Origin of the sequence: Paractinoplanes maris, assembly GCF_023544465.1 — a bacterium.
Classification (GTDB): Bacteria; Actinomycetota; Actinomycetes; order Mycobacteriales; family Micromonosporaceae; genus Actinoplanes; species Actinoplanes maris.
This window is the reverse complement of record NZ_JALPVL010000008.1, coordinates 472,470-498,263: the sequence shown is the minus strand read 5'-3', so window position 1 is coordinate 498,263 and position 25,794 is coordinate 472,470. Positions and strand designations below refer to the sequence as shown.

Sequence of the window (25,794 nt, the reverse complement as noted above, 5' to 3'; positions counted from 1 at the left end):
CAGGGTTGCATATCTGCCGGATGCGCAACCCCTGGGTTGCACTTTCAGTCGGCGAGCCGTTCCAGATCGGTGAAGAAGGCGGGGTACGTCTTGGCCACGCAACCCGGGTCGAGGACCTCGATGCCGGGCACCCGCAGGCCGAGCAGGGCCAGGCTCATCGCCATCCGGTGATCCTCGTAGGTGTGGAAAGCGGTCGGCCGCGGGACGCCCGGGTGGATCGTGAAGCCGTCCTCGTCCTCGACGGCGTCGATCCCGGCCCGGCGCAACTCGGTGACCACGGCCGCGATCCGATCGGTCTCCTTGCCCCGGATGAAGCCGATGCCGCGCACCCGGGTCGGTGAATCCGCGAACACCGCGACCGCCGCCAGCGTCTGCGCCGTGTCGGAGATGTCGGCCATGTCGATGTCGACCCCGCGCAACCGGCCCGACGAGGTCACCGTCACCGACTCGGCCGTCCGGGTCACCGAGGCCCCCATCCGCTCCAGCACCTCGGCGAAGCCGACGTCACCCTGCAGACTCGCGGTCCCGAGCCCTCGTACGGTGACCCGCCCACCCACGACGGCCGCGGCACCCAGCAGGTAGGACGCGGCGCTGGCGTCCGGCTCGATGTCGTAGGCGCGGGCCTGGTAAGCGCCGGGCCGCACGGTGAGACCGGCCACCGGCACGCCGAAGGCCGCCATCACCGCCTTGGTCATCTCCACATAGGGCACCGACACCAATGCGGAGGTCAGCGACACCTCGAGCCCGTCGCGCAGCAGCGGCCCGGCCATCAACAGACCGGAGAGGAACTGGCTGGAGACGTGCCCGCTGACGTGCACCGCCCCGCCGAGCATGGGTCCGCTGACCACGGCCGGCAGGAAACCCGGCTCGCCCAGCTCCTCGACCTCGGCCCCCGCCTGCCGCAGAGCGTCGAACACCGGCCCGAACGGCCGCGCGCGCAGCTGGGGCGTGCCGTCCACGACCGTACGGGTGCCGAAGAGAGCCGCCGCCGGCAGCACGAACCGCGAGGTGGTGCCGGACTGCCGCGCGTCGACGACAGCCCCGGGCGCGGGCGCGCCGCCACCGCGCACGACGACGATCGACCCGCCCTCGTCGGCCGCGACCGTGGCGCCGAGCGTGGCCACGGCGGCCATCATCGCCCGGGTGTCGTCGGCGAACAGAGCCCCGGTCAGCGTCGACGTGCCCGGCGCGAGGGCCGCACAGATCAGCGCCCGGTTGGTGATGCTCTTGGACCCGGGCGGCCGCACATCGGCGTCAAGTTCCCGTTCCACTGGTCGCACAGCACGAGTTGAAGTCACGCCGCCATCCTCCCGGCGCCCGCGCACCCGAAGTTCTCCCATTTCCGACAGTTGGACACTGCCCCTGGCTGGAGGCTTCCACAAGTCGCCAGCGCGGGCAGGCCGGCGTGGGCAAGCGCGGCGCGGGCGGGGGCGCGCGGGCCGGCGCGGACAGGCGCGACGCGGACAGGCGCCGCGCGGGCAGGCCGGCAGGCGCGGCGCGGATTGGCGCGGCGCGGATTGGCGCGGCGCGGATTGGCGCGGACAGGCGGGCGGGCAGGCGCAGGCGGGCGTGGGCGCTGCCTTAGCGGCACGGGCAGGGGCGACCGCCCCGGCTGACATGGGCGGTCGAGGCCGGGGCGGTCGCGGATCGGGGTGGGGTCAGGCAGCGGTGGTGCTCCACATGGCGGTGAAGGCGGCCGCCTCACCGGCCAGCCAGGTCTCGATGTCGGTGGGCTTGGCCGACGGGTCGAGGCGGTGGACCTGGCCGCGGCGCAGGTCGACCAGCACCGGCTCGGCGTTGGGCAGGATCTGATCCATGTGGCGGGCCATCAGGTGCAGCATCGCGGTGGTGGCCTCGGGGGTGGGCGGCAGCTCGTCGAAGTGCAGCCGGACGGCCTCGCGGCGACCGTCCTCGTAGCGCAGTCCGAAGTGGGGGTTGACCTTGACGACCAGCGGCCCCACCGAGGCGAGCGCGTCACGCGTCTGCGCCAGCCCCACCTGATCGGGGTCACCGAGGGAATCCAGGTAGGTCTTGGCGCCGGCGCTGACCGACTCGTAGAGCGGCTTCCACCTCTCCTTGACCAGGCCGACCACGCCGGACAGATAGCTGCCGCCGGTGCGGAAGGCGATGTCGGCCTTGAGCGCCTTGACGAGCTGGCCGTGCGGGTTGAACCCGGACCGCCGCTCGCGAGCCTTGCGCAGACCGCCGACGAACGTGGCCTTGGCCGGGCCGGTGCGGGTCACGTAACGGGTGAAGCCGAGCATGGTCGCGTAGGGCGGGATGACGGGCACGGGGTTGGTCGAGGGGACAGTCCGAACGGGCGCGGTCACGTCGATCTCCTAACTGGCCCAAAACTGACATTCGGCACACCGATAACGCCAAAGATCAGCAGCTCACAGGCCCTTTTCGTACATACATTCTAATCGACGGGTACGACATTCCCAAGCCGCCGGAGGCGCGCAGCTGCGAGGTCCTCACGCGCGGTCGCGGAGCCCGGCCGCGAGGCGTCAGAGGAGTGCGGCCGGCAGGACCAGGGCGGCGAATCGGAGCAGGCGGCCGGCGAAGCAGACGAGGGCGAACTCCGGGGCGCGCAGGTTCGCCGCGCCGGCGGCCAGGCTGACCAGGGCCAGCGGTGGGAGTCCGACCGCGGCCGAGAGGAACACGGTCGGCAGGCCGGTGCGGCGGCGGGAGAGCCAGCGCTGCATCGGCTCGGTCCACCGGGCGGCCCGGGCCTGCGCGCGGCCCGTACGGCTCCGGCGCGTCAGCCTCCGGGTCAAGCGTCCCGTCCCGTGCCGCGCGGCTTCGAACAGGACCAGTTTGCCGGCGGTCTGGCCGAACGCCAGAACGACGACGAGGATCACGAGGTGGCCGGTGCGGTGGCCGGCCACCACCGCGTACGCCTCGGCGTTGACGACCGGCACGAGCGCGGAAGCGAACCCGTACCCCAAGGTTGTCAACGCCTCGACCAGGCCGGTCACGTCCGGCCGTCCCGGTCGAGCAGTCCGGCCACCGCCACGGCCGACCAGAGCTTGACCCCGAGGACGGCGAGCGCGACCACCAGCGCCAGCCGGAACTGCCCGAGGGCGACGGCGCCGATGACCCCGGCAGTGTTGGCCGCCTTCGCCGGCACCGACCAGTTCAGGGTCCACACCCGCCGGTCGACGACGTGGAAGTGGTTGGGGCTGAGCAGCGGCCAGCACAGGAACGCCAGCGAGAGCATGGTGTCCAGCACCATGAACGAGGGCAGGAAGACCAGCGCCACGACCGCGACGTCGGGCACCAGCACGACCAGGCCCACGCAGAGCACGGCGGTGCACGCGCGGTCGCTCACGATGTCGAGGACAGCGCCCGCCCGGGTCTCCTGGTGGAGCAGCCGGGCGGCCAGTCCGTCGAGCATGTCGCCGAGCCAATAGATGCCGTAGGCCACGACGAGCAGGGTCATCGAGCCGGAGACCACGGCGGCGACGCCGAGGGAGACGGCGGCCAGCGTACGGATGACGGTGATGCCGTTGGCGGCGGTGCGGAACGGACCGGCCCGGACTGCGGCGCGGGAGTCGGCAAGAGTCATGCCTGCACGGTCGCGTGGCCGGCCGCCGGGGCGGAACGTGCCGCGGTGCCGTCCGGCCCGGGACCACGGTACGGCGGTGCCGGGCCATCCGGTACCCGGGGACCTGGCCGGGGAGCACGCCGATCACCGAGACTGACCGGGTGGTCACCACAGTCCTGGGAGGGTCACGCGCCCCGGAGCGCGTGCGCCAGATCGCCGACGCGGCGGCCGGCCTGATCGTCGTCGTGGTCGTCGCCACCGTCGACGGGGGCGTGTCCGTGCCGGCCGGCTGGCTGTGGCTCGTGGTGCCGGCCGGGGTCGTGGCCGTGATGCTGCCTCGCTACCGGGCTCTCGTGTTCGCCGCCGGCGCCGCGTTCGTGGCCTGCGTGAGCACCAACGAGTCGGCTCAGCTGGGCCTGGCGGCGGCCGCCCTCGTCTTTCTGTCGACCGGTCACGACCGGGCCCGGCGGCCCTGGCTGGGGTGGGTGGCCGGGCTGGCCGGCGCCGCCGGTGGCTTCACCCTGGCGTTGTCGCAGCAGCGGGGCCCGTACGAGCAGCTGTTCGTCTTCGTCGGCGTGGGCTACCTCCTGGCGGCGCTGTTGCGAACCTGGTCGCGGGCCTCCGCCGTCACCCGGGAAGCGGCCGCGCTGCGCGGTCACACGGCGTGGCTCGAGCAGCGCACCAACCTGGCTCGCGAACTGCACGACGTGGTCGGCCATCACGTCACGGCGATGGTCGTCCAGGCCGAGGCCGGCCAGCTCGGCCCCGACCCGGCCGCCGCGCTGCAGCGGATCGCCGACAGTGGCCGCACCGCCCTACGCGACCTGGACACGCTCGTTGTGCACCTGCGGGACCCGGGCGCCGAGATCACGGTGAGCCAACCGCCCCGGTTGTCCGACATCGACGAGCTGCTCGCCCAGCCACTCCGCCAGTCGGGCGTCACGGTGCACGTCCACGTCGACGCCGAGCCGGGTCTCAGCGAGGCCGGCGCGCTGGCCGCCTACCGGATCACCCAGGAGGCCCTGACCAATGTCGCCCGGCACGCCGGAGCCACGTCGGCCTGGGTGGAACTGGTGCGTGCGGGCACCCTCGCCCGACTGCGGGTGAGCGACGACGGCATCGGCCCGCCCCGGGCGCCGGCCCGCGGCTCCGGTCTGCTCGGCATCGCGGAACGCGTGAGCTCGCTCGGCGGCAGCTGGCGCCTGAACGAGCGGCCCGGCGGCGGCACCCGGCTCGAAGTCGATCTGCCGGTGGCACCACCGTGATCCGGGTGGCCATCGCCGACGATCAGGAGCTGGTCCGCGACGGCTTCAGCCTGATCCTGCGCTCCCAGCCGGACATCGAGGTCGCGGCCGAGGTGGCCGACGGGCGGCAGCTCCTCGACGCCGTCCACCGGGACCCCCGCATCGACCTCGCCCTGGTCGACATCCGCATGCCGGTCCTCGACGGCCTCCAGGCCACTCGTGAACTGGCCGGGATCCCGCACGCCCCGGCCGTCCTCATCGTCACCACCTTCGACGACGACACGTACGTCCTGGACGCCATCGCCTCCGGGGCGCGCGGATTCCTGCTCAAGCGCAGCAGCGCCCGCGAGCTGATCGCCGCGGTGCGGGCCGTCGCGGCCGGCGAGGCGATCCTGTCGGCCGAGGTGACCGGCTTGGTGCTCGACCGGGTTCGCTCGACCGGTCCGGCGACGCCTGTCGAGCTGACGTCCTTCCGGCTGACCGCCCGGGAGACGGACGTCCTCACCCTGATCGGCTCCGGGCTCAACAACGACGAGATCGCCCAGCATCTCCACCTTTCCATGAGCACGGTCAAGACCCACGTCGCCAACGTGCTGGCCAAGACGGGCAGCCGGGATCGCGTACGAGCGGCCATCCTGGCCATCCGGGCCGGCCTGCCCCGATGAGTCGCCCCGCGGGCGCTGGCTGGGCCCGCTTCCACACGCTCACGGATCCCGCCCTGCGCGGATCGACGCTCGACCTCACCGGGCCCGAGGCTGTCAGCCTGGCCGGCCAGATCGAGGCCCTGGCGGCCGCTCTCGATCAGAGGATCGCTGTCAACCGGGTCACTGCGAGCGGTGGAAGCGGTCGGTCGGCGGATACGTCACCGCGACATCCACCTGTACCGCTGACCCTGGGACCGGACCGGCATCCTCGGCCGCGCACTCGCTAGGCTGCGTCCGTGGATGCCGCGATGGTCGAGCGAATCGCCTCCTGCCAGCCGGTCGGCGGCATGCGCATCGTCGGTGTCGACGGCCCCAGCGGCTCGGGCAAGAGCCACCTCGCGGGCGAGCTGGCCGAGGCTGTGGGTGCGCCGATCATCGAGATCGACGACTTCGTCTCGTGGGGCGACTTCGCCGGGTGGTGGCCGCGCTTCGACGCCCAGGTGCTGACCCCGCTTCTCCGCGGTGAGGACGCCGTCTTTCAGGCACGGGACTGGACGGACTGGCACGGCGACCGGCTCGGTGCGTGGAAGACGCAGCCGTGGGTGCCCACCGTGATCTTCGAGGGGGTGACCTGCACCCGGCTCGAGACGGTGGGACGGATCGCGTACGCGATCTGGGTCGAAGCGCCGGCCCCGATGCGCCTGGCCCGGGGCATGCGCCAGGACACCACCTTCGACGACAAGGAGCAGCTCTGGCGCAAGTGGATGGTCGAGGAGGAGGCTTTCTTCGCCGCCGACGGCACCCGCGAGCGCGCCGACCTGATCGTCGACACCACCCGCCACGGCTGATGACGAATCCCTGGCTCGCCGAGCCCATGCCGGCCGCCCGTCTGCCCCGGGAACGGCTCGAGGAGCGCATCCTCAACCTGCTCTCCGCGCAGAACATGTGTGTGCTGGCCACCGCCGGCGACGACGGACCGCTGGCCACGCCGGTGCGCTATTACTCGCTGGGCTTCGCGGTCATGTTCACCGCGTCGCCGCGCTCGCCCAAGGTTCGCAACATCGGAGCCGACCCGCGCGTCTCGGTGGGCGTCTTCGCGCCGCTGGTCGGGCTGGCCAGCAGCCGCGGCGCGCAACTGTTCGGCCGGGCCCGCGTGCTGTCCCGCGACGATCCCGATCGGGCGCGCTACTGGGCGGCCTTCCGCTGGGAGAACGAGCACGCCGAGCAGGGCCGATCCGTCACCGAGCCACCCCGCGACACCCTGGTCGTCCTCGAACCCGACCGCATCGTCTACACCGAACACTGGCTGCGCCGCGAGGGCTTCGCCGCCCGCCAGTTCTGGAGGCGCCCATGAGACAGGATCCGATCAAAATCCTTCCGTACGACGTGAGCTGGCCCGACGCCTTCAAGCAGCAGCGCGTCCGGATCGAGCCGGCCCTGCTCCCGTGGCTGACCGGCCCGGTCGAGCACATCGGCAGCACCGCCGTCCCCGGTCTGGCGGCCAAGCCGATCATCGACATGCTGGCCCGCATCGACTCCTACGACGCGGGTGGCATCGAGCAGACGATGACCGCGATCGGCTGGGCGCACGCCCCCGAGCCGGGCGACGCCGAGGCCCGCAAGTGGTCGTTCTGCTTCCCCGGGCCGGCCTGGCGCACCCACCACCTGCACATCTATGAGAACGCCTCGGACCAGTGGCCCCGGCTCCTGGCGTTCCGCGACCACCTGCGGACCCATCCCGGGGACGCCGCCGACTACGCCCGCCTCAAACAGGCCCTGGCCGCGGACGACGACCGGGACCGCCCGCGCTACCGGGCGGGCAAGGCCTCGTTCATCAACCGCCTGTCGTGATCGTCCGCCCCCGCCGTGATGACGATCTGGACCGCTGTGTCGAGGCCCTGCGGGTGGTGCACGAGGCCGACGCGTACCCGATGACGTGGCCGCCCGACCCGCGAGCGTGGCTGGCCACAGTGGACGCGGCCTGGGTCGCCGAGAGTGCCAGCATCGTCGGCCATGTCGCTGTGCGGGACGGGGATCCGGCCGAGCTCTGCCGCTTGTTCGTGGTGCCCGCGGCCCGTCGCGGGGACGTCGGCCGGCTCCTGATCGATCAGGCCCGGGGCTGGGCAGCCGAGCGCGGATGCGGACTCACACTGAACGTCGTCGACGAGCAACGCTCGGCCGCGATCGCGTTCTACGAGGCCACCGGCTGGCGGTTCACGCACGTCTCGCAGGCCGACTGGACTGGGCCGGACGGGCGCCCAGTCCGCCTGCGCCACTACGAAGCCGGCTGACCCCCGCTGGACGGCGAGTCGGCGCCCGCAGGATCGCGCCGCCGACCTCGCGACCACCGCAGCACAAAGCGGTCAGTCTCGTAGACCTCGCCCACGACTTCCATGGTGACGACGCCGTCGGTCGTTGGATTCTGCTGGTCACGGCTGTGACTCTGAGCCTACCGAGTACGTCAGCGACAGCCCGCCGGGGCGCGCATGGCGGCAAATCAGTGCATCGGATCATGGCAGTTGGACACGCTGGGCAGAATCTTGGAATGGCAACGAACGCACCCCGGGTCATCCTCGTTGACGATCTACGTTCGTTCGTGGACAGCCGTAACGCAGAGGTCGCTCGGACAAGCGCGGCCGGAGTGGAACTTGTCGAGAGCTGCCGAGGCCAACGGCTGGACGAACTGTGGCTGGATCATGATCTCGGCGAGGACGACACGATATGGCCGGTGAACAGAGGCAGATTTCGCACCAGCCTGAGCACTACGCGGCAGATCAGTAGGCGGCTGGCCTCGCCGGGACTGCCTCGGCGCCAAACGCTGACGAAGTCGCTCACTCCACGAAAGGCCTCAACCATCTGACCTGCGGGTGGCCCTTCCCACACCGCCAGGTCCAAGCTCACGTCCGTCAGTATGCCCAACTCATCCGAAGGCTCCGGCCGCCGCACGCCGCCACGACGGAGGACGCTCGGACCGCGGCAAATCAGTGCGTTGAAGGGCTCGGTCCCTCATGCTTGATTGTCAGTTTCTTGACCATCATCGTTGTTGAGAGCCGCGTAGCCGCGGTCCTGAACGAATGGGAAGCGCCTCGACGCGTTGTCTATCCATGCGTCGACGGCTTCTGGCGATTGCCTGATCGCGTCGATAAGGTTCTGGATGACTTCACGTTTGCCGGGATTGGTATGTCGATCGAGTTCGGCTTCGGTCACCTCTTGATATGTCATCGCCAGCTGCCAGAAGAACTTCATCAGCACTCGGCACTCCTCCTGCTCGCGGTCGTCAGCGAGGCGCAGCATGACAACACCCTGAGCCAGGCGGAGCTGTGCTTCGTCGCGGAAGCCGTGGCGCAGATCGACCAAGGACACGAGGGGACACTACAAGGCCACGTTTGGCGCAGCGAGCGAATACACCGGGCGCCCGCTCAACCGCAGGAGCGTGCGTCGGGGCGAACCGACCTGCGATACACCGCGTGACGCCCACGCGTTGTTGGAGGATGAAGGGCGTGACTTCCTTGAGACGCGGCGCTGACAGCGGCAAATCCGGATGCTGGTAAAGGTGCTGACTGCCGGTCGAAGCCGGACAGCAGGTCGGCAGGCGCGCCAGCCCGTCTAAATGGGGGCGCGAGCGGTGTTGACGCATTCGGCGACATCGAGCACCAGCAGCAGCCGATCCTCAGTCTTGTACGAACCGACAATCATCGCTCGGGTCGGCCCGGTCAGTGTGTCCGGTGGCAACTCGAACGCCGCATCGTCCAGATCGGCGACCAGCCCGATCCGGTCCACCAGCAGGCTTACCGGTTCACCGCCGACCAGCACGACCACGTTGATGATGGGACCCGACATCGACCTGCGCGGCCGCCCGAACCGGACCTGCAGGTCCACCGTCCCGATGACCTCACCGCGCAGGTTGAACAGGCCGCCCCACCCGTCCGGGGCGAGCGGCATCGGCGTGTACTTCTCGTTGAGGAGGACTTCCTGCACGATTTCCACGGGGACCCCGAAGAACTGGTCGGCCACGTCGAAGGTCACGAACTGACGGCTGGTCATGGGTGATCTCCAGGGTTTGCTGGCCGCCAGGCTTCGCCGGGGCGTACCAGCTGCTTTATTCGGTTCGCCACCCTTCCACTCAAGGAAATCCTGGATCGGACATCACTTTCGTCACGTCAAGGCTGTAGACGGGAGGACACGCGTCCCTGCACCGGTCCGTTCGACGTGACCAAGCCCTGGCTGCTCACCGCGTTCGCGGACGTCCAGCCGATCTCTGAGAAGATCAACTGCAACGGATGGGACTGGCTGGAGTGCTGACGGGAACGCGGGATGGATAAGTCGATCATGTTTGGCCCGGCCGACCTCGGCTGGGCGCCGACCCTGGCCGAAGTCGGCGAGCAGATGAGCGCCGTGCTCGGGTTTCCCCTGGGTCCCGTCACCGGCGGCGAGTCGCTGCACGGCTACTCCGACGGCACGCATGCCTGGCTGACCTTCGGTCAGGCGGACAACGAGCCGTTCCGCAGCCATCCGTACGACTTGGCGGTCTCGACCGGCGGGGACGTGGAGCCGATCCTGCACGCCCTGTGCGACCGGCTCGCGGAGCAAGGCCGGTGGCGGCTCATGCTGATCTTTCACGACGAGTGCGTCCGCTCCACGCACTTCCCCTGCGACGAATGGTGAAGGCTGCCTATCCGGTGCTGCTGCTGAGAGGCCTCGCGAGCGGACTTGGCTCCAACCTACGATCGACGACAGGTCACGGATCCTCGAAGATCGTCTGGTGCAGATCTCCGTTCTGATCGGGCAAGTTCCTGTCACCTGGGACGTCGACGCCAATCTCGGCACGGTGCGGGACGTCGTCGACGAGGCGCAGCCCGGTGACATGGTCGTCCTTCCCGAAGGCATGCTCTCCGGGTACGGCGAGGATCTGACACCGCTGGAGGCTGTCGACCCCGCCTTGGTGGATCACGCCGTGGCGCAGGTGGCCGCGCTCGCCGTCGACCGGCAGGTGCAGATCTTCTGCGGATCACTCCTGCCGTGGCAGGGCGGGTGGTGCAACGCCGGACTGATCTTCAGTGCCGATGGCGACCACCACGTATACCGGAAGATCAATCTCGCCATGAACGAACGCGGGCGGCTGCGGCCCGGTGATGATCTGCCGACCATCAGCATCGAGCAGCCCCGGGGAAAGTTCACCGTGGGTGTGCAGTTGTGCCGGGAGATCCGCTTCCCGGAGCAGTGGCAGCACTTGGCAGGCGCCGGGGCGCAGGTGTTCGTCTACCTGACCAACGCCGCGAATATCCGCGAGGTCGACGGCGTCTGGCGCAGCCACTTGATCAGCCGCGCCGCGGAGAACCAGCGCTTCGTCGTATCCGCCAACGTCGCCCACGCCGACCAGCACTGCCCGAGCATGGTGGTGTCTCCCCGCGGCGAAGTGCTGGGTGAGCTTCCCAGCGGCTCCCCAGGCCTGCTCAGGCAGACTCTCGACCTGGCCCAGGTGGGGAACTGGTACCTCGGACAACGCCGGCAGGACGTCCTGTCCGTGACGTGTCACCGGCCGACCTGACGTTCGCCGCCCGGCCGATATTCAGACGTGCCCTGCGGACTCCTCGGCGATACTCGCACTCATGGAGATGCCGCCGGCAACACGGTCCTCGGCCCGCGCCGCCATCGACCAGCTCCACCAAGGTGGATCCCCTGTTGCCATGCCGGACACGGCCGACGATGTCATCGACGTCGGCTGGCGCCGCTGGCAGTCGTTCCAGCGCAGGCACCGGAAGGCCGCCGGGACCTGGGATCAGCGCTCGGAAGACCTGGCGAAGGGCTTGCGTGATGCCTTCGAGCCCGACCGGCTATTAGTGGGGCCACTCATGGAGGACTACCGCCATCTGGCCTCCACCTTGGGGCAGGTCTTCCTGGCCGACCCGGCTCAGCCCTTCAGGTAGCGCAGGACCGCGAGCACCCGGCGGTGATCGGTGTCCGCGGCGGCCAAGCCGAACTTCCCGGAGATTGCGCTGACGTGCTTCCCCACAGTCCCGTCGCTGACCGCGAGCAGGCGGGCGATCGCGGTGTTGGAGCGACCCTCGGCCATCAGGGTGAGCACCTGCTGTTCCCGGGCGGTCAGCCGGTCGAGGGTTTCCCGCTGCCGATTCGCGCCGACCAGCTGGCGGACGACGTCGGGATCCAGCACGGTTTCGCCGTCGGCCACCCGGACCAGCGCCGACATGAAGGCTCGGACGTTGGGGACCCGTTCCTCGAGCAGGTATCCGACCCCGCCCGCGCGGACGGCGAGCAGATCGGTCGCGTACCGCGCCTCGATGTACTGGGAGAAGACCAGCACACCACGTCGCGGATACCGGCGGCGTAGGTCGACGGCGGCGCGCAGGCCTTCGTCGGTGTGGGTGGGTGGCATGCGGATGTCCACCACGGTGACGTCCGGGTCGTGCTCGGCGACGGCGGCGAGCAGCGCGTCGTCGGCGACCACCAGGCGAATCACCCCGTGCCGGGTCACTCACGTCGACAGTGACCCGTCGCGCGCCGCTGTGCTTGGCGGCGTTGTTGACCAGCTCGGTGGCGCAGAAGTACAGGCATGTCTCGACTGCCGCGTCGGGGCGGCGCGGCATGGTGACGGACAGATCGACGGGAACGGCGCTACGAGCCGCGACCGTCCGCAGTGCGGCTTCCAGACCGCTGTCGAGAATCGGCGGATGGATGCCCTGAGCGAGGTCGCGCAGGTCGGCGATCGCGTCGGTGGCGCCCCGGTGGGCCGAGTCGATCAAGGCGAGGACGCGGTCCAGGTCCGGTGGTGAGGTGTCGCCGGCCAGCATGGTGCGGGCCATGTCCAAGCGCATCGCCAGGGCGACGAGCTGGGGCTGGGCGCCGTGGTGCAGATTGCGTTCGATGGCTCGAAGCTTCGTCGCCGCGTCTCGCACAGCGTGCGCGCGGGTCTGTTCCAGGTCACGGATCCGCTCGTCGCTGCGGCGTCCGCCGAGCAGGCTCCGCATGAGCCAGGTGTCCGGCGCCACCGCGGCGCGCACCGCCCACGGCGCCAGGATGAGCAGGACGAGCCCGGCACCGGCGGTGGCCACGGCGCGCGGCCAGCTGTCCAGATAGACGTCTCCGAGCAGTCCGAGGCCCGGGTGGGCGCGACCGTGACTGTCGGTCTGCGCCGGTACGAACGACCACCACACCGAATAGGTGGGAGCGAGCAGGCCGTACCCCCAGAAGATCACCGTGACCGCCACGGCGAGCAGGGCGGCCGGCACCTTCACGACGCGGTAGAGCACAGCGCGCCACCCGGCGGCGTCCCGCAGCCGGGTCCACCCGACCAGACCACGGCCCGGCCCGCGCGGGCCCGGAGGCTCCACGGTGACGCCGAGCAGCCGGCCGGCCATCGCGCGATCCACGGCTGCCGCAGATCGGTGTCGCTGTTGTCGGGGCCACCGACCAGCAGCGACGGCCCCTCGAGTCGCACGTGCACCAACGCGTTGTGATAGTCGGGCTCATCGGCGACCCACCAGCATGACCTGGGGGACAGCCCTACCCCGGACGCAACGACGCAGGGCCCGGCGGGTGCGCCGGGCCCTGCGGTTCAGACGGGTGTCAGCGGGACGGGTGGACCACCCCGGCGGCGCCGGAGCCTCGGCGGGCCGGTTCGGCGGAGGCGATGAAGCCGCCGTTGCGGGTGAACTCGATCGCGGTGGCGGCGCCCAGTTCGGGGACGTCGGCCGCGAACGTGTGGCCCCGTGCGGTCAGCGACGGGCCGTAGGTCGTCCGGAAAGCCGGCTCGGCCTGGATGCCCGCGGTGTTGCGCTGGGACGCGCGCGGGGCGGCCATGGCCTCGGGCAGGGACTGGCCCAGGACCACGCGGTTGAGCAGGATCTGCAGGACCGTGGTGATGATGGTGGCGCCGCCCGGTGAGCCCAGGGCCAGGAACGGCTTGCCGTCCTTGAGGACGATCGTGGGGGACATCGAGCTGCGCGGGCGCTTGCCGGGGCCGGGCAGGTTGGGGTCGGCCGCGGGGGCCTGGGTGTTGGTGAAGTTGAAGTCGGTCAGCTCGTTGTTGAGCAGGAAGCCGCGGCCGGGGACGACCATGGCGTTGCCGCCGGTCTGCTCGATCGTGAACGTGTATTCGACGATGTTGCCCCAGCGGTCGGCCACCGTCAGGTTCGTGGTGCTCTGACCCTGCTCGGTGGGGCCGCCGACGGTGGCCGGGGTGCAGCCGGAGTCGTTGAGGTTGCCGGGCGGCACCGGCTTGGTCAGGGCCCGGGCCGGGTTGATCTGGCAGGCGCGCTGCTTGGCCCAGCCGTCCGAGAGGAGCTTCTTGACGACCGGCTGCGGGGTGTACGCCCCGACGTAGCGGTTGCGGTCGGCGAACGACAGCGCCGACGCCTCGAGGTAGTAGTGCAGGGCCTTGGTCACGTCCGACTTGGACAGGCCGGCGGTCTCGAGGATGTTGAGGGCCTCGCTCACCGCGATGCCGCCGCTGGACGGGGTGTTCATGCCGTAGACGGTGAGGTCCCGGAACTGCGACCGGGTCGGTGCGGGGTGGCGCAGGTCGTAGCGGGCCAGGTCGGACAGGGTCAGCGTGCCCGGGCGGATGGGGTAGGCCCAGGTGCCGACCGGCGTGGACGAGACCGGCGGGTTCTGCACCGTGCGCACGATGTCCCGGGCGACCGCGCCCCGGTAGAGGACGTCGGTGCCGCGCCGGGCGATCAGGCGGTAGGTGTCGGCCAGGTCGGGGTTGCGCTGGGTCGAGCCGACCGCGGGCGGCTGACCGCCGGGCAGGTACAGCGCCTTGGTCGAGTCGAACTGACCGAAGGCGGCCGCGTTGTCGGCGATCTGCTGGCGGAACGTGGCGTCGACCGGGAAGCCGCGGTCGGCCACCTTGGCGGCCGGCTGGAGCAGGGCGGCCAGCGACCGGGTGCCCCACTTCCTGGTGGCCGACTCCCAGGTGGCCAGCGTGCCGGGGGTGCCGACCGAGAGGCCGGAGACGCGGGCCTCGGCGAACTCGTACGGCAGACCGTCGGCCGGGTCGATGAAGTGGGTCTCCTTCATCGTGGCCGGGCCCGACTCGCGGCCGTCGATGGTCTGGACGCTGCGTTTGCGGGCGTCGTAGTAGACGAAGAAGCCGCCGCCGCCGATGCCGGCCGAGAACGGCTCGGTGACGCCGAGGGTGGCCGCCGCGGCGACCGCCGCGTCCACCGCGTTGCCGCCGCGGCGCAGCACGTCGAGGCCGACGGCCGTGGCGGTCGGGTCGACTGTCGACACGGCACCGCCGTACCCGGTCGCCGTGGGACCGAGGGCGGGAGTGGAACCGCCGGCGACAGCCGGCGAGGGCGCGACGAGAACCGCCGCGGACAGAGTCAAAACGCCTAGGGCCGGCCGAATCCGCATTGATCCTCCGAGTGGCAGAGCAATTCGTCTATCTCTGCCTACCAGATCCGTCAGGAATGCGCCGCCCAAGTGGCGAACATGTCCGCGTACGTGCCCCCGGACGCGACCAACTCGGCATGCGAGCCGGTCTCGATGATGCGGTGGTCGTCGACCACGATGATGCGGTCGGCCCGCATCGCGGTGGAGAGCCGATGCGCCACCAGGATCGCCGTGCGCCCCTCCAACAGGGCGTCCAGCGCGGCCTCGACCCGCAGCTCGGAGCGCAGGTCCAGGCTGGACGTGGCCTCGTCGAGCACGACCACCCGGGGCTCGGCCAGGAACGCCCGGGCCAGCGCCAGCAGCTGCCGTTCGCCCGAGGAGACCGACTGGCCGCGCTCGTGCAGCGGCGTGTCCAGGCCCTCGGGTGAGCGTTCGACCAGCTCGCGCAGCCCGACGGCGTCGACCGCGCCCCAGACCTCGTCGTCGCCGGCGGCGGGCCGGGCGAAGGCGATGTTGTCGCGCAGCGTGCCGGCGAAGAGGAACGGCTCCTGCGGCACGACTCCGATCTGGGTGCGCAGCGATTCCAGCGTGACCGAGCGCAGGTCGTGCCCGTCGATCAGGATCCGGCCCGCGGACGGGTCGTAGAAGCGGGTCACCAGCTTGGCCAGCGTGCTCTTGCCGGCGCCGGTCGGGCCGACGCAGGCGACCGTCTCCCCCGGCTCGATGCGCAGCGTCACGCCTTCGAGGACCGGCCGGTCGGGCCGGTAGCCGAACGTCACGTCGTCGAAAACGATCTCGCCGCGGACGGGCGGGAGCGCGACGGCCTCCGGGCTCTGGACCACCGTGGGGGCGAGGGCGAGCAGGCCGTTGATCTTGCCGATGGCCGCCTTGCCCTGCTGGTATTGCGTATACAGCTGGACCAGCTGCTGCACCGGCTGGAAGAACGAGTTGATGTAGAGCACGAACGCGGTCAGCTCGCCGATCGTGAGCGTGCCGCGCACCACCATCCGGCCGCCGAGGAGCAGCAGCACGGCCATCGCGATCAGGCCGATGACCGACGTGCCGGGCCCGTAGATCGCGTTGATCCGGCCGGTGAAGTCGTTGGCGTCGCGGTAGCCCCCGACCACCTCGCGGTGGGCGACGACGTTGCGGTCCTGCCGGTTGTGGGCGGTCACGACCCGTACGCCGTTGAGGCTCTCGGACAGGTCGGCGAACATCGCGGCGATCGCGTCGCGCTGGCGGTTGTAGCCGCGGTCGGCCGCGTGCCGGAACCACAGCGACGCGATCGTCAGCGGCGGCACGACCAGCGCGAGGGTGATCAGCGCCAGCGTCGCGTTGTAGTGGAACAGCAGCCCGGTGACGACCACCATGGTCAGGCCCTGGATCAGGAACTGGGCGAAGCCGTCCTGCAGCAGGCTCTGCAACGACTCCACGTCGGAGGTCATCCGGGTCATGGTGACCCCGGCCTTCTCCCGGGTGTAGTAGTCGAGCGACATCCGCTGCAGGTGGGCGAAGATGCGGATGCGCAGGTCGCGGGTGGCGGCCGCGGCGAGCAGGCCGCTCTTGCGCATGCGGACGGCGGTGGCCAGCCCGGTGAGCAGCACGGCGGCCACGAAGCAGACGGTCGCGACGATCAGCACCCGGAGGTTGCCGGCCGCGATGCCGTGGTCGATTCCCACCTGGACGAGGTAGGGCCCGGCCTGCAGCAGCAGGGTCTCCACCAGGATGGCGAGCGACGCCGCCACCAGCAGGCCGGGCCGCCCGGCGAGGAGGCGGCTCAGCGAGATCGTCCGGCCGGAGTCGCCCGCCGGGTCGAACCGGACGCCCGGGTCGCCGTGGTCGGGCTCCCGCGACTCCAGCGCGGCCACACCGGCCCGCAGGTCGTCCGGGATGCCGGCGAAGGGCAGGCCGTTGCCTTTGCGGCCGGCGGCTCCCATCGTCGGCCGCCCGCCGACGTTGAAACCGCCGAAGCCACCACCGAACATGCTCATGCGGACGGGACCTCCGAGTCGACCGAGGACGCCAGCACCGCTGCGTAGCGCGGCTCCGACTCCAGCAGCGAGGCGTGCGTGCCGTCGGCGATCACCCGGCCCGCCTCCAGCAGCACCACCCGGTCGGCCAGGCCGATCGTGGAGAGGCGGTGGGCGACGATCAGCGTGGTGCGCCCGCGCATCTGGTCGCGCAGCGAGGTGTGGATGCGCTGCTCGACGGTGACGTCGATGGCGCTGGTCGCGTCGTCGAGCACCAGCACCGGCGGGTTGACCAGCAGCGCCCGGGCGATCGCGACGCGCTGCCGCTGCCCGCCGCTGAGCGTGTAACCGCGCTCCCCGACCACCGTGTCGTAGCCCTCCGGCAGGTCCCGGATGAACTCGTCGGCCCCCGCGGCCACCGCCGCCTCGATCACCGCCTCGCGGGCGGCCGCCGGTTTCCCGTACGCGATGTTGTCGTGAATGGACAACGAGAACAGGAACGGCTCGTCGGGCACGATGCCCACCTGCTCGCGCAGCGAGGACAGCGACAGGTCGCGCACGTCGTGGCCGTCGATCGTCACCCGGCCCTCGGTGACGTCGTAGAACCGGGCCGCGAGCCGGCCCAGCGTCGACTTGCCCGAGCCGGTGCCGCCGACCACCGCCACCGTCTCCCCCGGCCGGACCCGCAGGTCGAGGCCGTCGAGGGCCGGGGTGCCGTTGGGATAGCTGAAGGAGACGTGCTCGAACGCGAGGTCGCCGCGCAGCGGCACGACGATCGGGTCGGGGCCGTCCACCACCTCGCTCGGCGTATCGAGGATCTCGTAGATGCGCCGGGCCGACGCCGAGGCCCGCTGCCCCATCATGATCATCATGCCGAGCATGCGGAACGGCGGTTGCAGCATCAGGACGTACGAGTTGAAGGCGACGATCGTGCCGACGGTGGTGCTGCCCTCGATCACCATGTAGCCGCCGACCAGCAGCACCAGCGCGAGCCCGAGCCGGGGCAGGTTGTCGAGCATCGGGTTCCACCGGCTGCGGATGCGCGCGTCCTGCCGGTAGGCCCACCGGATGCGGTCGGCGCTCTCGGCCAGGACGCGCAGCTGCCGGCCCTCGGCCGCGAACGCCTTGACGATGCGGACCCCCTGGATGTTCTCGTCGACGACGGTGGCCAGCTGGGCCAGGCGGGCCTGGATCATCCACGACACCGGGAAGATCGCCTTGCGCATCGTGACCCCGAGGATGCCGATGACCGGCATGGTGGCCATGGCGACGATCGCCAGCGGCACGTTGATCGAGAGCATCAGCCCGAACGCGACCACCGCGATCAGGCACTGCACCAGGATCGACGGGCCGAACGACAGATACATCTGCACGGCCCGGATGTCCGAGCCGGAGCGCGACATCAGCTCGCCGGTCTGCACCCGGTCGTAGAAGCCGAACGGCATCCGCACCAGGTGGGTGTAGACGATGTTGCGCAGGTCGTACTCAAGCTCGTAGGCCGTGCGCAGCAGATAGAGCCGGGCCGCGAAGTTGATCAGACCCTGGAGCAGGGCGAAGCCGACGATCCACCACACGTACGTGCTGAGCTGGGCCGTCTTGTCGACGATGGCCCGGTCGATGCCGATGCGCACCAGGTTGGGAATCTGCACCTGCACGATCAGGCCGGCGAAGGACAGCACCAGCGAGGTGATCAGCAGAGCTCGATGGGCCTTGACCAGCGGCAGCGCGCGGCGCAACCAGCTTTTGCGGACGTCCGGATGGATGGACGCCCGGGGTGCGCGGCGGCTCAACGGCGCCTCCTGGGACGGGGATCTAGTTAGCCTGGCTAACGATACTCCGGGCCGGTTCGGCGGCCGGAGTGACGCGGGCCACCAGAATGACGGCCACCGCGCCGAGCGCCTGACAGACCGCGATCGCGGCGAGCAGCGCGGGCGCGCCGATGCCCGCGGCCAGTCCGGCCGCCGCCGCCCCGGCCGCCGCCGCGGTGACCTTGAGCCCGGCGCCCAGCGTGAAGACCTGGGTGCGGACCGCCGGCGGGGACTCCTGGTCGCGTACGGCGAAGACCGCGACCGAGACGGGCGCGCCCAGACCGCCGGCCAGCGCGAAGAGCGGGAGGCCGAGCCAGCCCCCGGGCAGCAGGATCAGGATCAGGAACGGCACGGCGGTGGCGCCCAGGCAGATTGCGACCACCCGTTCGGGGCGCCACCGGCGGATCGGCCAGCGGGTGCACAGGAGCGAGCCGATCAGCCCGCCGGCCGCGCCCGCCGACAGGATGATGCCGGTCAGCTCGGGTCGCTGCTCCTGCGCGGCCAGCAGCGCGCCGACCAGCGGCAGGGCGCCCAGACCGGCCAGGCTGAACACCGTGCCGGCGGTCACCGCGCCCAGCCGCGGCCGGCGCCACATCAACGCCAGCGCGGCGAACGGCGACGCCAGGCGGCGGCCACCCGCCCCGGCCGGAAGCGGCAGCGTGGTCACCAGTACCGCCGAGACCAGCACGAGCGCGGCCAGCCCGGCCGTCGCCCAGGCCGGACCGGCCAGCGCGGCGAGCACGGCGGCGAGGGCCGGGCCGGCGATCCCGGCCGTGCTGTACGACATCACGTCGAGCCCGAAGGCGCGTTCGAGCCGGTCCGGGACGAGATCGACGAGCAGGCTGCTGAGACCGCCGATCAGCAGCGGGGCGACACAGCCGGCGACGACCAGCACGGCCACCGCGCCCACCGTCGACCAGCCGATCAAGAAGGCCGCGGCACCGAGACCGGCGGCGTAGATCAGGTAGGCCGACACGTAGACCAGCCGGCGGCGCCGGGCGGCATCGGCGATCGAGCCGGCGATCGGGGCCGCCAGCACGTGCGGCACCATGAGCGCGGCGATCAGGGCCCCGGCCAGCGAGGCACTGCCGGTGCGCTCGAGCACGAGCAGCAGGATCGCCACCCGGGCGCCCTCGTCGGCGAGGCGGGCGCAGACCGCCACACCGAGATAGCGGCCGAGAACGAGAGACGGCGACACGTGCTCAAAAGCTACCCGACGCCGAAGGCCGGCGGCTCGACCGCCGGGCACCGCGCCCCGGCCGCCACCGGGGTGAGAGTGAGCAGATACTTGTCCACCGCGGCGGCCACGCACGGGCTCTTGCCATAGGCGACGTGCCCCCAGCCGTCATAGGTGAGCAGCCGCGCCGCCGGGCCGAGGCGGGCGGTCACCTGCTGCGCCCAGGCATAGGCGGTGGCCGGATCGTGCCGCGCGTTGACCAGCAGCACCGGCGCCGGGAGGGTCAGCGGCTTCAGCGGGCGCTGCGGGTTGTCCGGTGGTGACGGCCAGCCCAGGCAGCCGGTGACGGCGACCAGCGCGAGCGGCGACACCAGCATCTGCGGCGCGCCGGCGGCCAGCGTCCGTAGCCGCCGCCGGAGGTCGGCGAAACCGGCGATCGGCAGGTGCCAGTCGTCGCAGAAGACCGGGGCGAAGCTGTGGTCGACCAGGTCGACCGGGTCGACCGGCGGCGCGGGCGTGGTGACGGCCCGGCGGCCGGTCAGCATCGCGTCGCGCAGGTAGTAGGCGAACGAATACCACTGCGGGTCGTAGAAGGCCGAGAACGCGGCCATGGTCAGCTGGGCGACGTCAAGCTTGTTGGGCGGGTCGTACGGGTTGATGAGCTGACCGGCGCGGGCCCGGGCCATGGCGGCGATGAAGAGCTTGGGGATGTCCTGCCCGCGGAGCACACAGCGGGCGTCGCGGGCGCACCACTTCACGAACTCGCCGAACGAGTCCTGGGCGGCCGCGGTCCCCTGCACGAGGAAGCGGTCGAGGCCGGCGCTGTGGTCCACCACGCTGTCGAGCACCAGGCCGCGCAAACGGCCGGGGTAGCGCTCGGCGTACTCCAGGCCGATCAGCGTGCCGTACGAGGCGCCGTAGAAGGTGATCTGCTGCTCGCCCAGGGCGGCGCGCACGGTGTCGAAGTCACGGGCGACGCCGGCCGTGTCGAGGTGCCCGAAGACCGGGCCGCTGTGGGCGGCGCAGTCGGCGGCGAGCTTGCGGTTGTGGGCCACCGTGGCGGCGTACTGCTGCTCGGTCTCGATCAGGGCGGACGGCTGGGCGTCGACCAGGTCGCGCGAGCAGAGTACGGGTGAGCTGCGGCCGACCCCGCGCGGGTCGATACCGACGATGTCGAACCGCTTGCGCAGCTCCTCGCCGAAGAACGTGGTCGCGCCGAAAGTGAAGTCGACCGCCGAGCCGCCGGGGCCGCCCGGGTTCACCAGCAGGGTGCCTATGCGTCGGGCGGGGTCGGTGGCCCGGCGGCGGGCCATGGTCAGGGTGGTCGACGGGCCGGTCGCGTCGGACCAGTCGGCCGGGACCGTCAAGGTGCCGCACTGCACCTGGGCGTCCTCCGGGCACACGGCCCAGGTGATCGCCGCGGTGGCCGCCGGGCGCCCGTGGGCGGGCGTTATCCCGTACGCCGGCAGGACGACCACCGCCAAGGCGGCCAGGAAAGCTCGCACCCCGCCCATCCTGGGGGCCTTGAAGAACATGAGTGCGGTAAATCAGGTGAGATTCAGCGTCCCGTGGCACCGTGGGGCGATGACACCCGCCGCACGGTCCCGTCTCGTCCTCGCCACGGCCGGCGTGTTCCTGCTGGTGGCCTGTTCCGACGGCGAGGCCACCACCCCGCGCGGCGAGGCCACCTTCAGTCCCCCGCCGCCGGCTCCGGCATCGAGCACCGCCGCCGCCCCCGGAGGCATCGATCTGAGCAAGCCGCAGGCGATCGTGAGCGGACTCGAGACCCCGTGGGGCCTGGCGTTCCTGCCCGACGGGTCGGCGCTGGTCAGCGAGCGCGACAGCGGCGACATCCTGCGCGTTCCGGCCGGCGGCGGCGATCCGCAGCGCGTCCATCGGGTCGAGGGCGTCGACGCGGGCGGCGAGGGCGGCCTGCTGGGCATCGCGGTCGACCCCGGCTACGAGCAGAACAAATTCGTCTACGCCTACTACACCGCGTCCGGCGACAACCGGATCATCCGGTTCCAGCTCGGTCAGGGCCGCCCGAGGGTGATCCTCGACGGGATCGACAAGGCGCGCATCCACAACGGCGGGCGCATCGCCTTCGGCCCCGACGGTTTCCTCTACGTGGGCACGGGTGACGCCGGCAACGGCAGTGAGTCGCAGGACCGCGCGGACCTCAACGGCAAGATCCTGCGGATCACCCGGGACGGGACGGCGGCGCCGGGCAACCCCCGCGCGGGCTCGCCGGTCTGGTCGATGGGCCACCGCAACGTGCAGGGCCTGGCCTGGGGGCCGGACAGGAAGATGTACGGCATCGAGTTCGGCCAGAACACGTGGGACGAGGTCAACGTCATCGAGCCGGGTAAGAACTACGGCTGGCCCGAGGCCGAGGGCAAGCAGGGCGACGACCGGTATGCCGACCCGATCGTGCAGTGGAGCACCGACGAGGCCTCACCGTCGGGGGCCGCGGTCGCCGGCCGCACGCTTTATGTCGCCGGCCTGCGCGGCGAGCGGCTGTGGACGGTTCCGCTGGGCGGCGGCGAACCGCGGGCCGCGCTCAACGGCGATTACGGCCGGCTTCGTACGGTGGCAGTGGCACCCGACGGCGCGCTCTGGGTGACCACTTCGAACCGGGACGGCCGGGGCGACCCGCGCGACGGCGACGACCGGATCCTGCGCTTCGCGGCCCGGTGAGCCGGCGCTGATGACAAGTGGCCCGGTCGAGGGCGACCGGGCCACTGATCAGTTGTTGTTGGGCGGGAGTTCGGGCAGGGACGAGATCGCCGCCGCGTACTGGGCGATCTGACGGCCGTTGGGCACCACGCCGACGGCGCGGAGCTGGTCGTGAATGGCCTGGGCAACCTGGTCCTCGTTGTGACCGCGATGGGTCTGCATGACCTTGTTCACGACGTAGTCGACACGGATCTGCTGTTGCCAGCCGGCGGTACGGTAACCGCCCGACCTGGCGTTGCTGATGGGGGCGATGGCTTCCATGCCCGGGGTATCGGTCGCTCCGGGTCCCGAGTCGAGGATTCCGGGGGGCGGTGCAACCCGATGGCTACCGGGTCACACCGCCCCGGACATCAGTGCGACGGGGGCCGATCCTCGTCGATGTCCGACGGGTCCGGCGGCTCGGGCGGGTTCAGCCGCAGCCAGAGCAGGAAGAGCAGCCCCAGCACCAGCATGCCGATGCCCATCCAGAGGTTGATCCGGACGCCCTCGGCCTTGTCGATCTCGGCCTGGCTGTCGAAGAGCCCGATCAGCGTGACGATCACGCCGTAGACGACGAACAGGCCACCGATCACCCGTCGTACGTCGAACAGCCGTGCCGCGGCCGACAACTTCTTCTCGTCGACCTGGTCGTTCTCAGCCATGTCGTGACCTCCTTACCAGACCGGGATGTACAGAAGCAGGGCGAGCACGACCGCGATCGTGCCGAGCACAACGGGGTTGCGCCACCAGACCTTCTCACCGGAGACGACCACCGTGCCGTTGCTGGTGCCGCCGAGGCCGTAGACGAGACCGCGCAGCTCGTCGTCGGGCTTGGAGGGCGTGAAGAAGGTGACCGCGATGGCGACCACGACCGCCGTCACGAAGGCGACACCGGCGCCCCAGAAACTCTGCTCGAGCGCCGAGTTGAACGTGATCGCGTCGGTCAGGTAGGCCACGTAGAGCGTCAGCGAGGCGAGGAAGCCCAGCAGCAGCGACCAGAAGCCGGCCCACGGGGTCATCCGCTTCCAGAACATGCCGACGATGAAGGTGGCGAACAGCGGCGCGTTGAACAGCGAGAACAGCTGCTGGATGTACTCCATGATGTTGCCGTAACCGGACGCGATGAACGCGGTGCCGATGCCGACGATCACGCCGCCGACGGTCGCCCACCGGCCGATCCGCAGGTAGTAGTCGTCGCTGCGGCCCTTCTTGATGTAGGCCTGCCAGATGTCGTACGTGAAGACGGTGTTGAAGCCGCTGACGTTGGCCGCCATGCCCGCCATGAACGAGGCCAGCAGACCGGTGACCGCGATGCCCAGCACACCGTTGGGCAGCAGATCCTCCATCAGCAGGGGGATCGCGTTGTTGAACTGGAGGTCGCCCTCCTTGGCACCCAGACCGGTGATCGTGACCGCGGCGATCAGACCCGGGATCACCGTCACGCCCGGGATCAGCAGCTTGGGGAAGGCGGCGATGATCGGGGTCCGGCGGGCGGCATTCATGTTCTTGGCCGAGAGCGCGCGCTGCACCTCGGCGAAGTTGGTCGTCCAGTAGCCGAACGACAGCACGAAGCCGAGACCGAAGAGGATGCCGATCCAGTTGGCCCCGAGTGGGTTGTCGGCGCTGCTGCCCGTGTTGGACCAGGTGTGCAGGGCGGCCTCACCGAGCGGGCCCTGCCGCACCTTCTCGAACAGGCCGTCGATGCCGCCGACCTTGACCAGGCCGATGATCGTGAGCGGGATCAGGCCGGCCAGGATGACGAAGAACTGCAGGACCTCGTTGTAGATGGCCGAGGAGAGACCACCGATCGTGATGTACGTCAGCACGATCGCCGCGCCGACCAGGATCGACACCCACAGCTGCCAGCCGAGCAGCGCGTCCAGGATCAGCGCCAGGGCGAAGAGGTTGACGCCGGCGATGAGGACCTGGGCGACGGCGAAGCTGATCGCGTTGAAGATGTGGGTCGGCTTGTTGAAGCGCCGTTTCAGGAACTCGGGGACGCTGCGAACCTTGGAGCCGTAGTAGAAGGGCATCATCACGATGCCGAGGAACACCATGGCCGGCACGGCGCCGATCCAGTAGTAGTGCAGCGTCAGCAGGCCGTACTGGGCGCCGTTGGCGGCCATGCCGAGGATCTCGAGCGCGCCCAGGTTGGCCGAGACGAACGCGAGGCCGGTCACCCAGGCCGGCAGTGATCGCCCGGAGAGGAAGAAGTCGGCGCTGGTCTTGATCGCTCTACGGGCGGCGAAACCGACCCCGAGGACGGTGCCGAAGTAGAGGACCAGGATCAGGTAGTCGAAAATGTCGAGATCGAGCCTCAGCCCGCTCTCCGCGGCAAGCACCACAGGCCACCTCCAAGGGGAAAGTCGCCCGCCACCTACCCGTGGCGAGAATCTTTCACACCTGCATGTGTCCTACGAGTTAACAGTCACGAATCACCGAAGTGTATCGATGGCCTCAGCGGTGAGCTCGGCGACGTTGCGGACGACCAGCGACGCCTGGGCCAGGGCATCGGCCGCCGGGGGATAGACGCCGTGCGGCACCGCGATCACGGCGAAGCCGGCGGCGGCGGCCGAACGCAGGCCGTTGCTCGAGTCCTCGACGGCGGCGCAGACGGCCGGGTTCAGGCCGAGCTTCTCGGCGGCGGCGAGATAGACGTCGGGGGCCGGCTTGCCCCGCGGCACCTCCTCGGTCGAGAGCGTGACCCGGAAGGCGTCGGTCAGGCCGGCCGTCTCGAGCACCTGATCGATCAGGATGCGGGCCGACGAGCTGGCCAGCCCGAGGGGGAAGCGGGCGCCGAGACGGCGGACGGCCTCGACCGAGCCGGGGATCAGGGGCAGGGACGTGCGGTAGCGCTCGGCCATGCGGCCCAGCACGTCGGCGGCGACCTGCTCGGGCGTACGCGGGACGCCCACCTCCTCGGCCAGGTGCCCGGACCACTCCGGGGTGCTCATCCCCATCATCCGATCCTGGGTGTCCGGGAGGAACTCGCGACCGAACTCGGCGACGTAGCCGCGGCGCACCTCTTCCCAGACCTCCTCGGAGTCGATGATCACGCCGTCCAGGTCGAAGACGACCGCCTCGATACTCATGTTCTCCACGCCTCCGGTGTCGACCAGGACATACTCCGCATCGGGCCAAACCCTACCCCGAAACCCCCATTCCCGTACGGAGCGTAGCGCCGGACCAGTTCTTTCGGACCGCCCCAACCCGACGGGCGGGGGCCGCCCTCCACCGTTCCGCTGAGTTGCTATCCGGTTGCCGACCGGTAGTTTCCTTGATCAGCAACCAGCCTGAGGAGCACCGCCATGCCTCCTTCGCCGCTTCCCCCC

General features: G+C 70.7%; 27 protein-coding genes and 2 pseudogenes. 11 read left to right on the top strand and 18 right to left on the bottom strand.

The window, feature by feature from the left end; all coding sequences use genetic code 11:
- Positions 1 to 44: 44 nt before the first annotated feature.
- The 4 genes from aroA to NAG42_RS25195 form a co-directional block, all read right to left on the bottom strand.
- Complete coding sequence (gene aroA / locus NAG42_RS25210) at positions 45 to 1,271, bottom strand: 3-phosphoshikimate 1-carboxyvinyltransferase (protein ID WP_250033453.1); 1,227 nt, start codon at positions 1,269 to 1,271, stop codon at positions 45 to 47.
- Between the two features lie 387 nt (positions 1,272 to 1,658).
- Positions 1,659 to 2,264, bottom strand: a complete 606-nt coding sequence (locus NAG42_RS25205; RefSeq protein ID WP_250033499.1) for a hypothetical protein — start codon at positions 2,262 to 2,264, stop codon at positions 1,659 to 1,661.
- Positions 2,265 to 2,507: 243 nt separating this feature from the next.
- A complete protein-coding gene (locus tag NAG42_RS25200; protein WP_250033452.1) occupies positions 2,508 to 2,978 on the bottom strand; it encodes a VTT domain-containing protein in 471 nt (156 codons plus the stop codon).
- A complete protein-coding gene (locus tag NAG42_RS25195) occupies positions 2,975 to 3,568 on the bottom strand; it encodes a CDP-alcohol phosphatidyltransferase family protein (RefSeq protein ID WP_250033451.1) in 594 nt (197 codons plus the stop codon). Before NAG42_RS25195 ends, NAG42_RS25200 begins: the two co-directional genes overlap by 4 nt.
- 140 nt (positions 3,569 to 3,708) lie before the next feature.
- Here NAG42_RS25195 and NAG42_RS25190 point away from each other — a divergent pair, with 140 nt between their 5' ends.
- The 7 genes and pseudogenes from NAG42_RS25190 to NAG42_RS25160 all read left to right on the top strand — a co-directional run.
- A complete protein-coding gene (locus tag NAG42_RS25190) occupies positions 3,709 to 4,812 on the top strand; it encodes a sensor histidine kinase (protein WP_250033450.1) in 1,104 nt (367 codons plus the stop codon).
- Between the two features lie 5 nt (positions 4,813 to 4,817).
- Positions 4,818 to 5,456, top strand: coding sequence for a response regulator (locus NAG42_RS25185; RefSeq protein ID WP_308201186.1), 639 nt, complete (start codon positions 4,818 to 4,820; stop codon positions 5,454 to 5,456).
- Positions 5,457 to 5,743: 287 nt separating this feature from the next.
- Positions 5,744 to 6,283, top strand: a complete 540-nt coding sequence (locus NAG42_RS25180; protein ID WP_250033498.1) for a uridine kinase family protein — start codon at positions 5,744 to 5,746, stop codon at positions 6,281 to 6,283.
- Positions 6,283 to 6,789, top strand: a complete 507-nt coding sequence (locus NAG42_RS25175; RefSeq protein WP_250033448.1) for a pyridoxamine 5'-phosphate oxidase family protein — start codon at positions 6,283 to 6,285, stop codon at positions 6,787 to 6,789. Before NAG42_RS25180 ends, NAG42_RS25175 begins: the two co-directional genes overlap by 1 nt.
- Entirely contained in the window at positions 6,786 to 7,286 is a 501-nt protein-coding gene (locus NAG42_RS25170) for a GrpB family protein (protein ID WP_250033447.1), read from the top strand. Before NAG42_RS25175 ends, NAG42_RS25170 begins: the two co-directional genes overlap by 4 nt.
- Positions 7,283 to 7,726 (top strand): GNAT family N-acetyltransferase, encoded by a 444-nt coding sequence (locus NAG42_RS25165; RefSeq protein ID WP_438872442.1) that lies wholly within the window; start codon positions 7,283 to 7,285, stop codon positions 7,724 to 7,726. The genes NAG42_RS25170 and NAG42_RS25165 overlap by 4 nt, the downstream gene beginning before the upstream one ends.
- Before the next feature lie 254 nt (positions 7,727 to 7,980).
- Positions 7,981 to 8,166 (top strand): annotated as a pseudogene (locus tag NAG42_RS25160) (cyclic-phosphate processing receiver domain-containing protein); the annotation flags it as partial.
- A gap of 275 nt (positions 8,167 to 8,441) precedes the next feature.
- On the opposite strand, the gene NAG42_RS25155 reads toward NAG42_RS25160, so the two are convergent.
- Both NAG42_RS25155 and NAG42_RS25150 read right to left on the bottom strand, forming a co-directional pair.
- A complete protein-coding gene (locus NAG42_RS25155) occupies positions 8,442 to 8,798 on the bottom strand; it encodes a hypothetical protein (protein WP_250033446.1) in 357 nt (118 codons plus the stop codon).
- A gap of 243 nt (positions 8,799 to 9,041) precedes the next feature.
- Positions 9,042 to 9,479, bottom strand: coding sequence for a chemotaxis protein CheW (locus tag NAG42_RS25150; protein ID WP_250033445.1), 438 nt, complete (start codon positions 9,477 to 9,479; stop codon positions 9,042 to 9,044).
- 270 nt (positions 9,480 to 9,749) lie between these two features.
- Here NAG42_RS25150 and NAG42_RS25145 point away from each other — a divergent pair, with 270 nt between their 5' ends.
- The 3 genes from NAG42_RS25145 to NAG42_RS25135 all read left to right on the top strand — a co-directional run bounded on the left by NAG42_RS25145 (position 9,750) and on the right by NAG42_RS25135 (position 11,362).
- The gene (locus NAG42_RS25145; protein WP_250033444.1) at positions 9,750 to 10,100 is read left to right on the top strand and encodes a hypothetical protein; all 351 of its coding nucleotides are present in this window, start codon (positions 9,750 to 9,752) and stop codon (positions 10,098 to 10,100) included.
- 97 nt (positions 10,101 to 10,197) lie between these two features.
- Positions 10,198 to 10,983 (top strand): carbon-nitrogen hydrolase family protein, encoded by a 786-nt coding sequence (locus NAG42_RS25140; RefSeq protein ID WP_308201185.1) that lies wholly within the window; start codon positions 10,198 to 10,200, stop codon positions 10,981 to 10,983.
- A gap of 61 nt (positions 10,984 to 11,044) precedes the next feature.
- A complete protein-coding gene (locus NAG42_RS25135) occupies positions 11,045 to 11,362 on the top strand; it encodes a hypothetical protein (protein ID WP_250033442.1) in 318 nt (105 codons plus the stop codon).
- On the opposite strand, the gene NAG42_RS25130 is transcribed toward NAG42_RS25135, so the two are convergent.
- The 8 genes and pseudogenes from NAG42_RS25130 to NAG42_RS25100 all read right to left on the bottom strand — a co-directional run bounded on the left by NAG42_RS25130 (position 11,347) and on the right by NAG42_RS25100 (position 21,252).
- A complete protein-coding gene (locus tag NAG42_RS25130; protein ID WP_250033441.1) occupies positions 11,347 to 11,928 on the bottom strand; it encodes a LuxR C-terminal-related transcriptional regulator in 582 nt (193 codons plus the stop codon). The two genes, NAG42_RS25135 and NAG42_RS25130, sit on opposite strands and share 16 nt — an antisense overlap.
- A 250-nt stretch (positions 11,929 to 12,178) precedes the next feature.
- Positions 12,179 to 12,784: pseudogene (locus NAG42_RS45380) on the bottom strand (sensor domain-containing protein); the annotation flags it as partial.
- Positions 12,685 to 12,900: a hypothetical protein gene (locus tag NAG42_RS25125; protein ID WP_250033440.1), complete on the bottom strand. Its 216-nt coding sequence runs from the start codon at positions 12,898 to 12,900 to the stop codon at positions 12,685 to 12,687. The gene NAG42_RS25125 and the pseudogene NAG42_RS45380, both read right to left, overlap by 100 nt.
- Before the next feature lie 119 nt (positions 12,901 to 13,019).
- Positions 13,020 to 14,813, bottom strand: coding sequence for a gamma-glutamyltransferase (gene ggt, locus NAG42_RS25120; RefSeq protein ID WP_250033439.1), 1,794 nt, complete (start codon positions 14,811 to 14,813; stop codon positions 13,020 to 13,022).
- A 50-nt stretch (positions 14,814 to 14,863) separates the two neighbouring features.
- Complete coding sequence (locus tag NAG42_RS25115) at positions 14,864 to 16,783, bottom strand: ABC transporter ATP-binding protein (RefSeq protein ID WP_250033438.1); 1,920 nt, start codon at positions 16,781 to 16,783, stop codon at positions 14,864 to 14,866.
- A complete protein-coding gene (locus tag NAG42_RS25110; RefSeq protein ID WP_250033437.1) occupies positions 16,780 to 18,552 on the bottom strand; it encodes an ABC transporter ATP-binding protein in 1,773 nt (590 codons plus the stop codon). Before NAG42_RS25110 ends, NAG42_RS25115 begins: the two co-directional genes overlap by 4 nt.
- 22 nt (positions 18,553 to 18,574) lie before the next feature.
- On the bottom strand, positions 18,575 to 19,768 hold the full coding sequence (locus NAG42_RS25105) for an MFS transporter (protein ID WP_250033436.1): 1,194 nt from the start codon (positions 19,766 to 19,768) through the stop codon (positions 18,575 to 18,577).
- An 11-nt stretch (positions 19,769 to 19,779) separates the two neighbouring features.
- On the bottom strand, positions 19,780 to 21,252 hold the full coding sequence (locus NAG42_RS25100; RefSeq protein WP_250033435.1) for an alpha/beta hydrolase: 1,473 nt from the start codon (positions 21,250 to 21,252) through the stop codon (positions 19,780 to 19,782).
- Between the two features lie 79 nt (positions 21,253 to 21,331).
- On the opposite strand from NAG42_RS25100, the gene NAG42_RS25095 reads away from it, so the two are divergent.
- The gene (locus NAG42_RS25095) at positions 21,332 to 22,444 is read left to right on the top strand and encodes a PQQ-dependent sugar dehydrogenase (protein ID WP_250033434.1); all 1,113 of its coding nucleotides are present in this window, start codon (positions 21,332 to 21,334) and stop codon (positions 22,442 to 22,444) included.
- A 48-nt stretch (positions 22,445 to 22,492) separates the two neighbouring features.
- Here NAG42_RS25095 and NAG42_RS25090 read toward each other — a convergent pair whose 3' ends face one another.
- The 4 genes from NAG42_RS25090 to NAG42_RS25075 form a co-directional block, all read right to left on the bottom strand.
- Positions 22,493 to 22,744 (bottom strand): hypothetical protein, encoded by a 252-nt coding sequence (locus tag NAG42_RS25090; RefSeq protein ID WP_250033433.1) that lies wholly within the window; start codon positions 22,742 to 22,744, stop codon positions 22,493 to 22,495.
- A gap of 89 nt (positions 22,745 to 22,833) precedes the next feature.
- Entirely contained in the window at positions 22,834 to 23,124 is a 291-nt protein-coding gene (locus NAG42_RS25085) for a hypothetical protein (protein WP_250033432.1), read from the bottom strand.
- A 12-nt stretch (positions 23,125 to 23,136) separates the two neighbouring features.
- Entirely contained in the window at positions 23,137 to 24,804 is a 1,668-nt protein-coding gene (locus NAG42_RS25080; protein ID WP_438872441.1) for a sodium:solute symporter family protein, read from the bottom strand.
- A 93-nt stretch (positions 24,805 to 24,897) separates the two neighbouring features.
- Positions 24,898 to 25,554, bottom strand: coding sequence for an HAD family hydrolase (locus tag NAG42_RS25075; RefSeq protein WP_250033430.1), 657 nt, complete (start codon positions 25,552 to 25,554; stop codon positions 24,898 to 24,900).
- Positions 25,555 to 25,794: the final 240 nt, after the last annotated feature.

Bases quoted from the DNA above. Each gene is read 5' to 3' on its own strand.
- NAG42_RS25195 (WP_250033451.1), bottom strand. From the start codon at position 3,568: ATGACTCTTGCCGACTCCCGCGCCGCAGTCCGGGCCGGTCCGTTCCGC.
- NAG42_RS25135 (WP_250033442.1), top strand. From the start codon at position 11,045: ATGGAGATGCCGCCGGCAACACGGTCCTCGGCCCGCGCCGCCATCGAC.
- NAG42_RS25075 (WP_250033430.1), bottom strand. From the start codon at position 25,554: ATGAGTATCGAGGCGGTCGTCTTCGACCTGGACGGCGTGATCATCGAC.
- NAG42_RS25150 (WP_250033445.1), bottom strand. From the start codon at position 9,479: ATGACCAGCCGTCAGTTCGTGACCTTCGACGTGGCCGACCAGTTCTTC.
- ggt (WP_250033439.1), bottom strand. From the start codon at position 14,813: ATGCGGATTCGGCCGGCCCTAGGCGTTTTGACTCTGTCCGCGGCGGTT.
- NAG42_RS25170 (WP_250033447.1), top strand. From the start codon at position 6,786: ATGAGACAGGATCCGATCAAAATCCTTCCGTACGACGTGAGCTGGCCC.
- NAG42_RS25090 (WP_250033433.1), bottom strand. From the start codon at position 22,744: ATGGAAGCCATCGCCCCCATCAGCAACGCCAGGTCGGGCGGTTACCGT.
- NAG42_RS25095 (WP_250033434.1), top strand. From the start codon at position 21,332: ATGACACCCGCCGCACGGTCCCGTCTCGTCCTCGCCACGGCCGGCGTG.
- NAG42_RS25205 (WP_250033499.1), bottom strand. From the start codon at position 2,264: ATGCTCGGCTTCACCCGTTACGTGACCCGCACCGGCCCGGCCAAGGCC.
- NAG42_RS25175 (WP_250033448.1), top strand. From the start codon at position 6,283: ATGACGAATCCCTGGCTCGCCGAGCCCATGCCGGCCGCCCGTCTGCCC.
- NAG42_RS25180 (WP_250033498.1), top strand. From the start codon at position 5,744: ATGGTCGAGCGAATCGCCTCCTGCCAGCCGGTCGGCGGCATGCGCATC.
- NAG42_RS25115 (WP_250033438.1), bottom strand. From the start codon at position 16,783: ATGAGCATGTTCGGTGGTGGCTTCGGCGGTTTCAACGTCGGCGGGCGG.
- NAG42_RS25145 (WP_250033444.1), top strand. From the start codon at position 9,750: ATGGATAAGTCGATCATGTTTGGCCCGGCCGACCTCGGCTGGGCGCCG.
- NAG42_RS25085 (WP_250033432.1), bottom strand. From the start codon at position 23,124: ATGGCTGAGAACGACCAGGTCGACGAGAAGAAGTTGTCGGCCGCGGCA.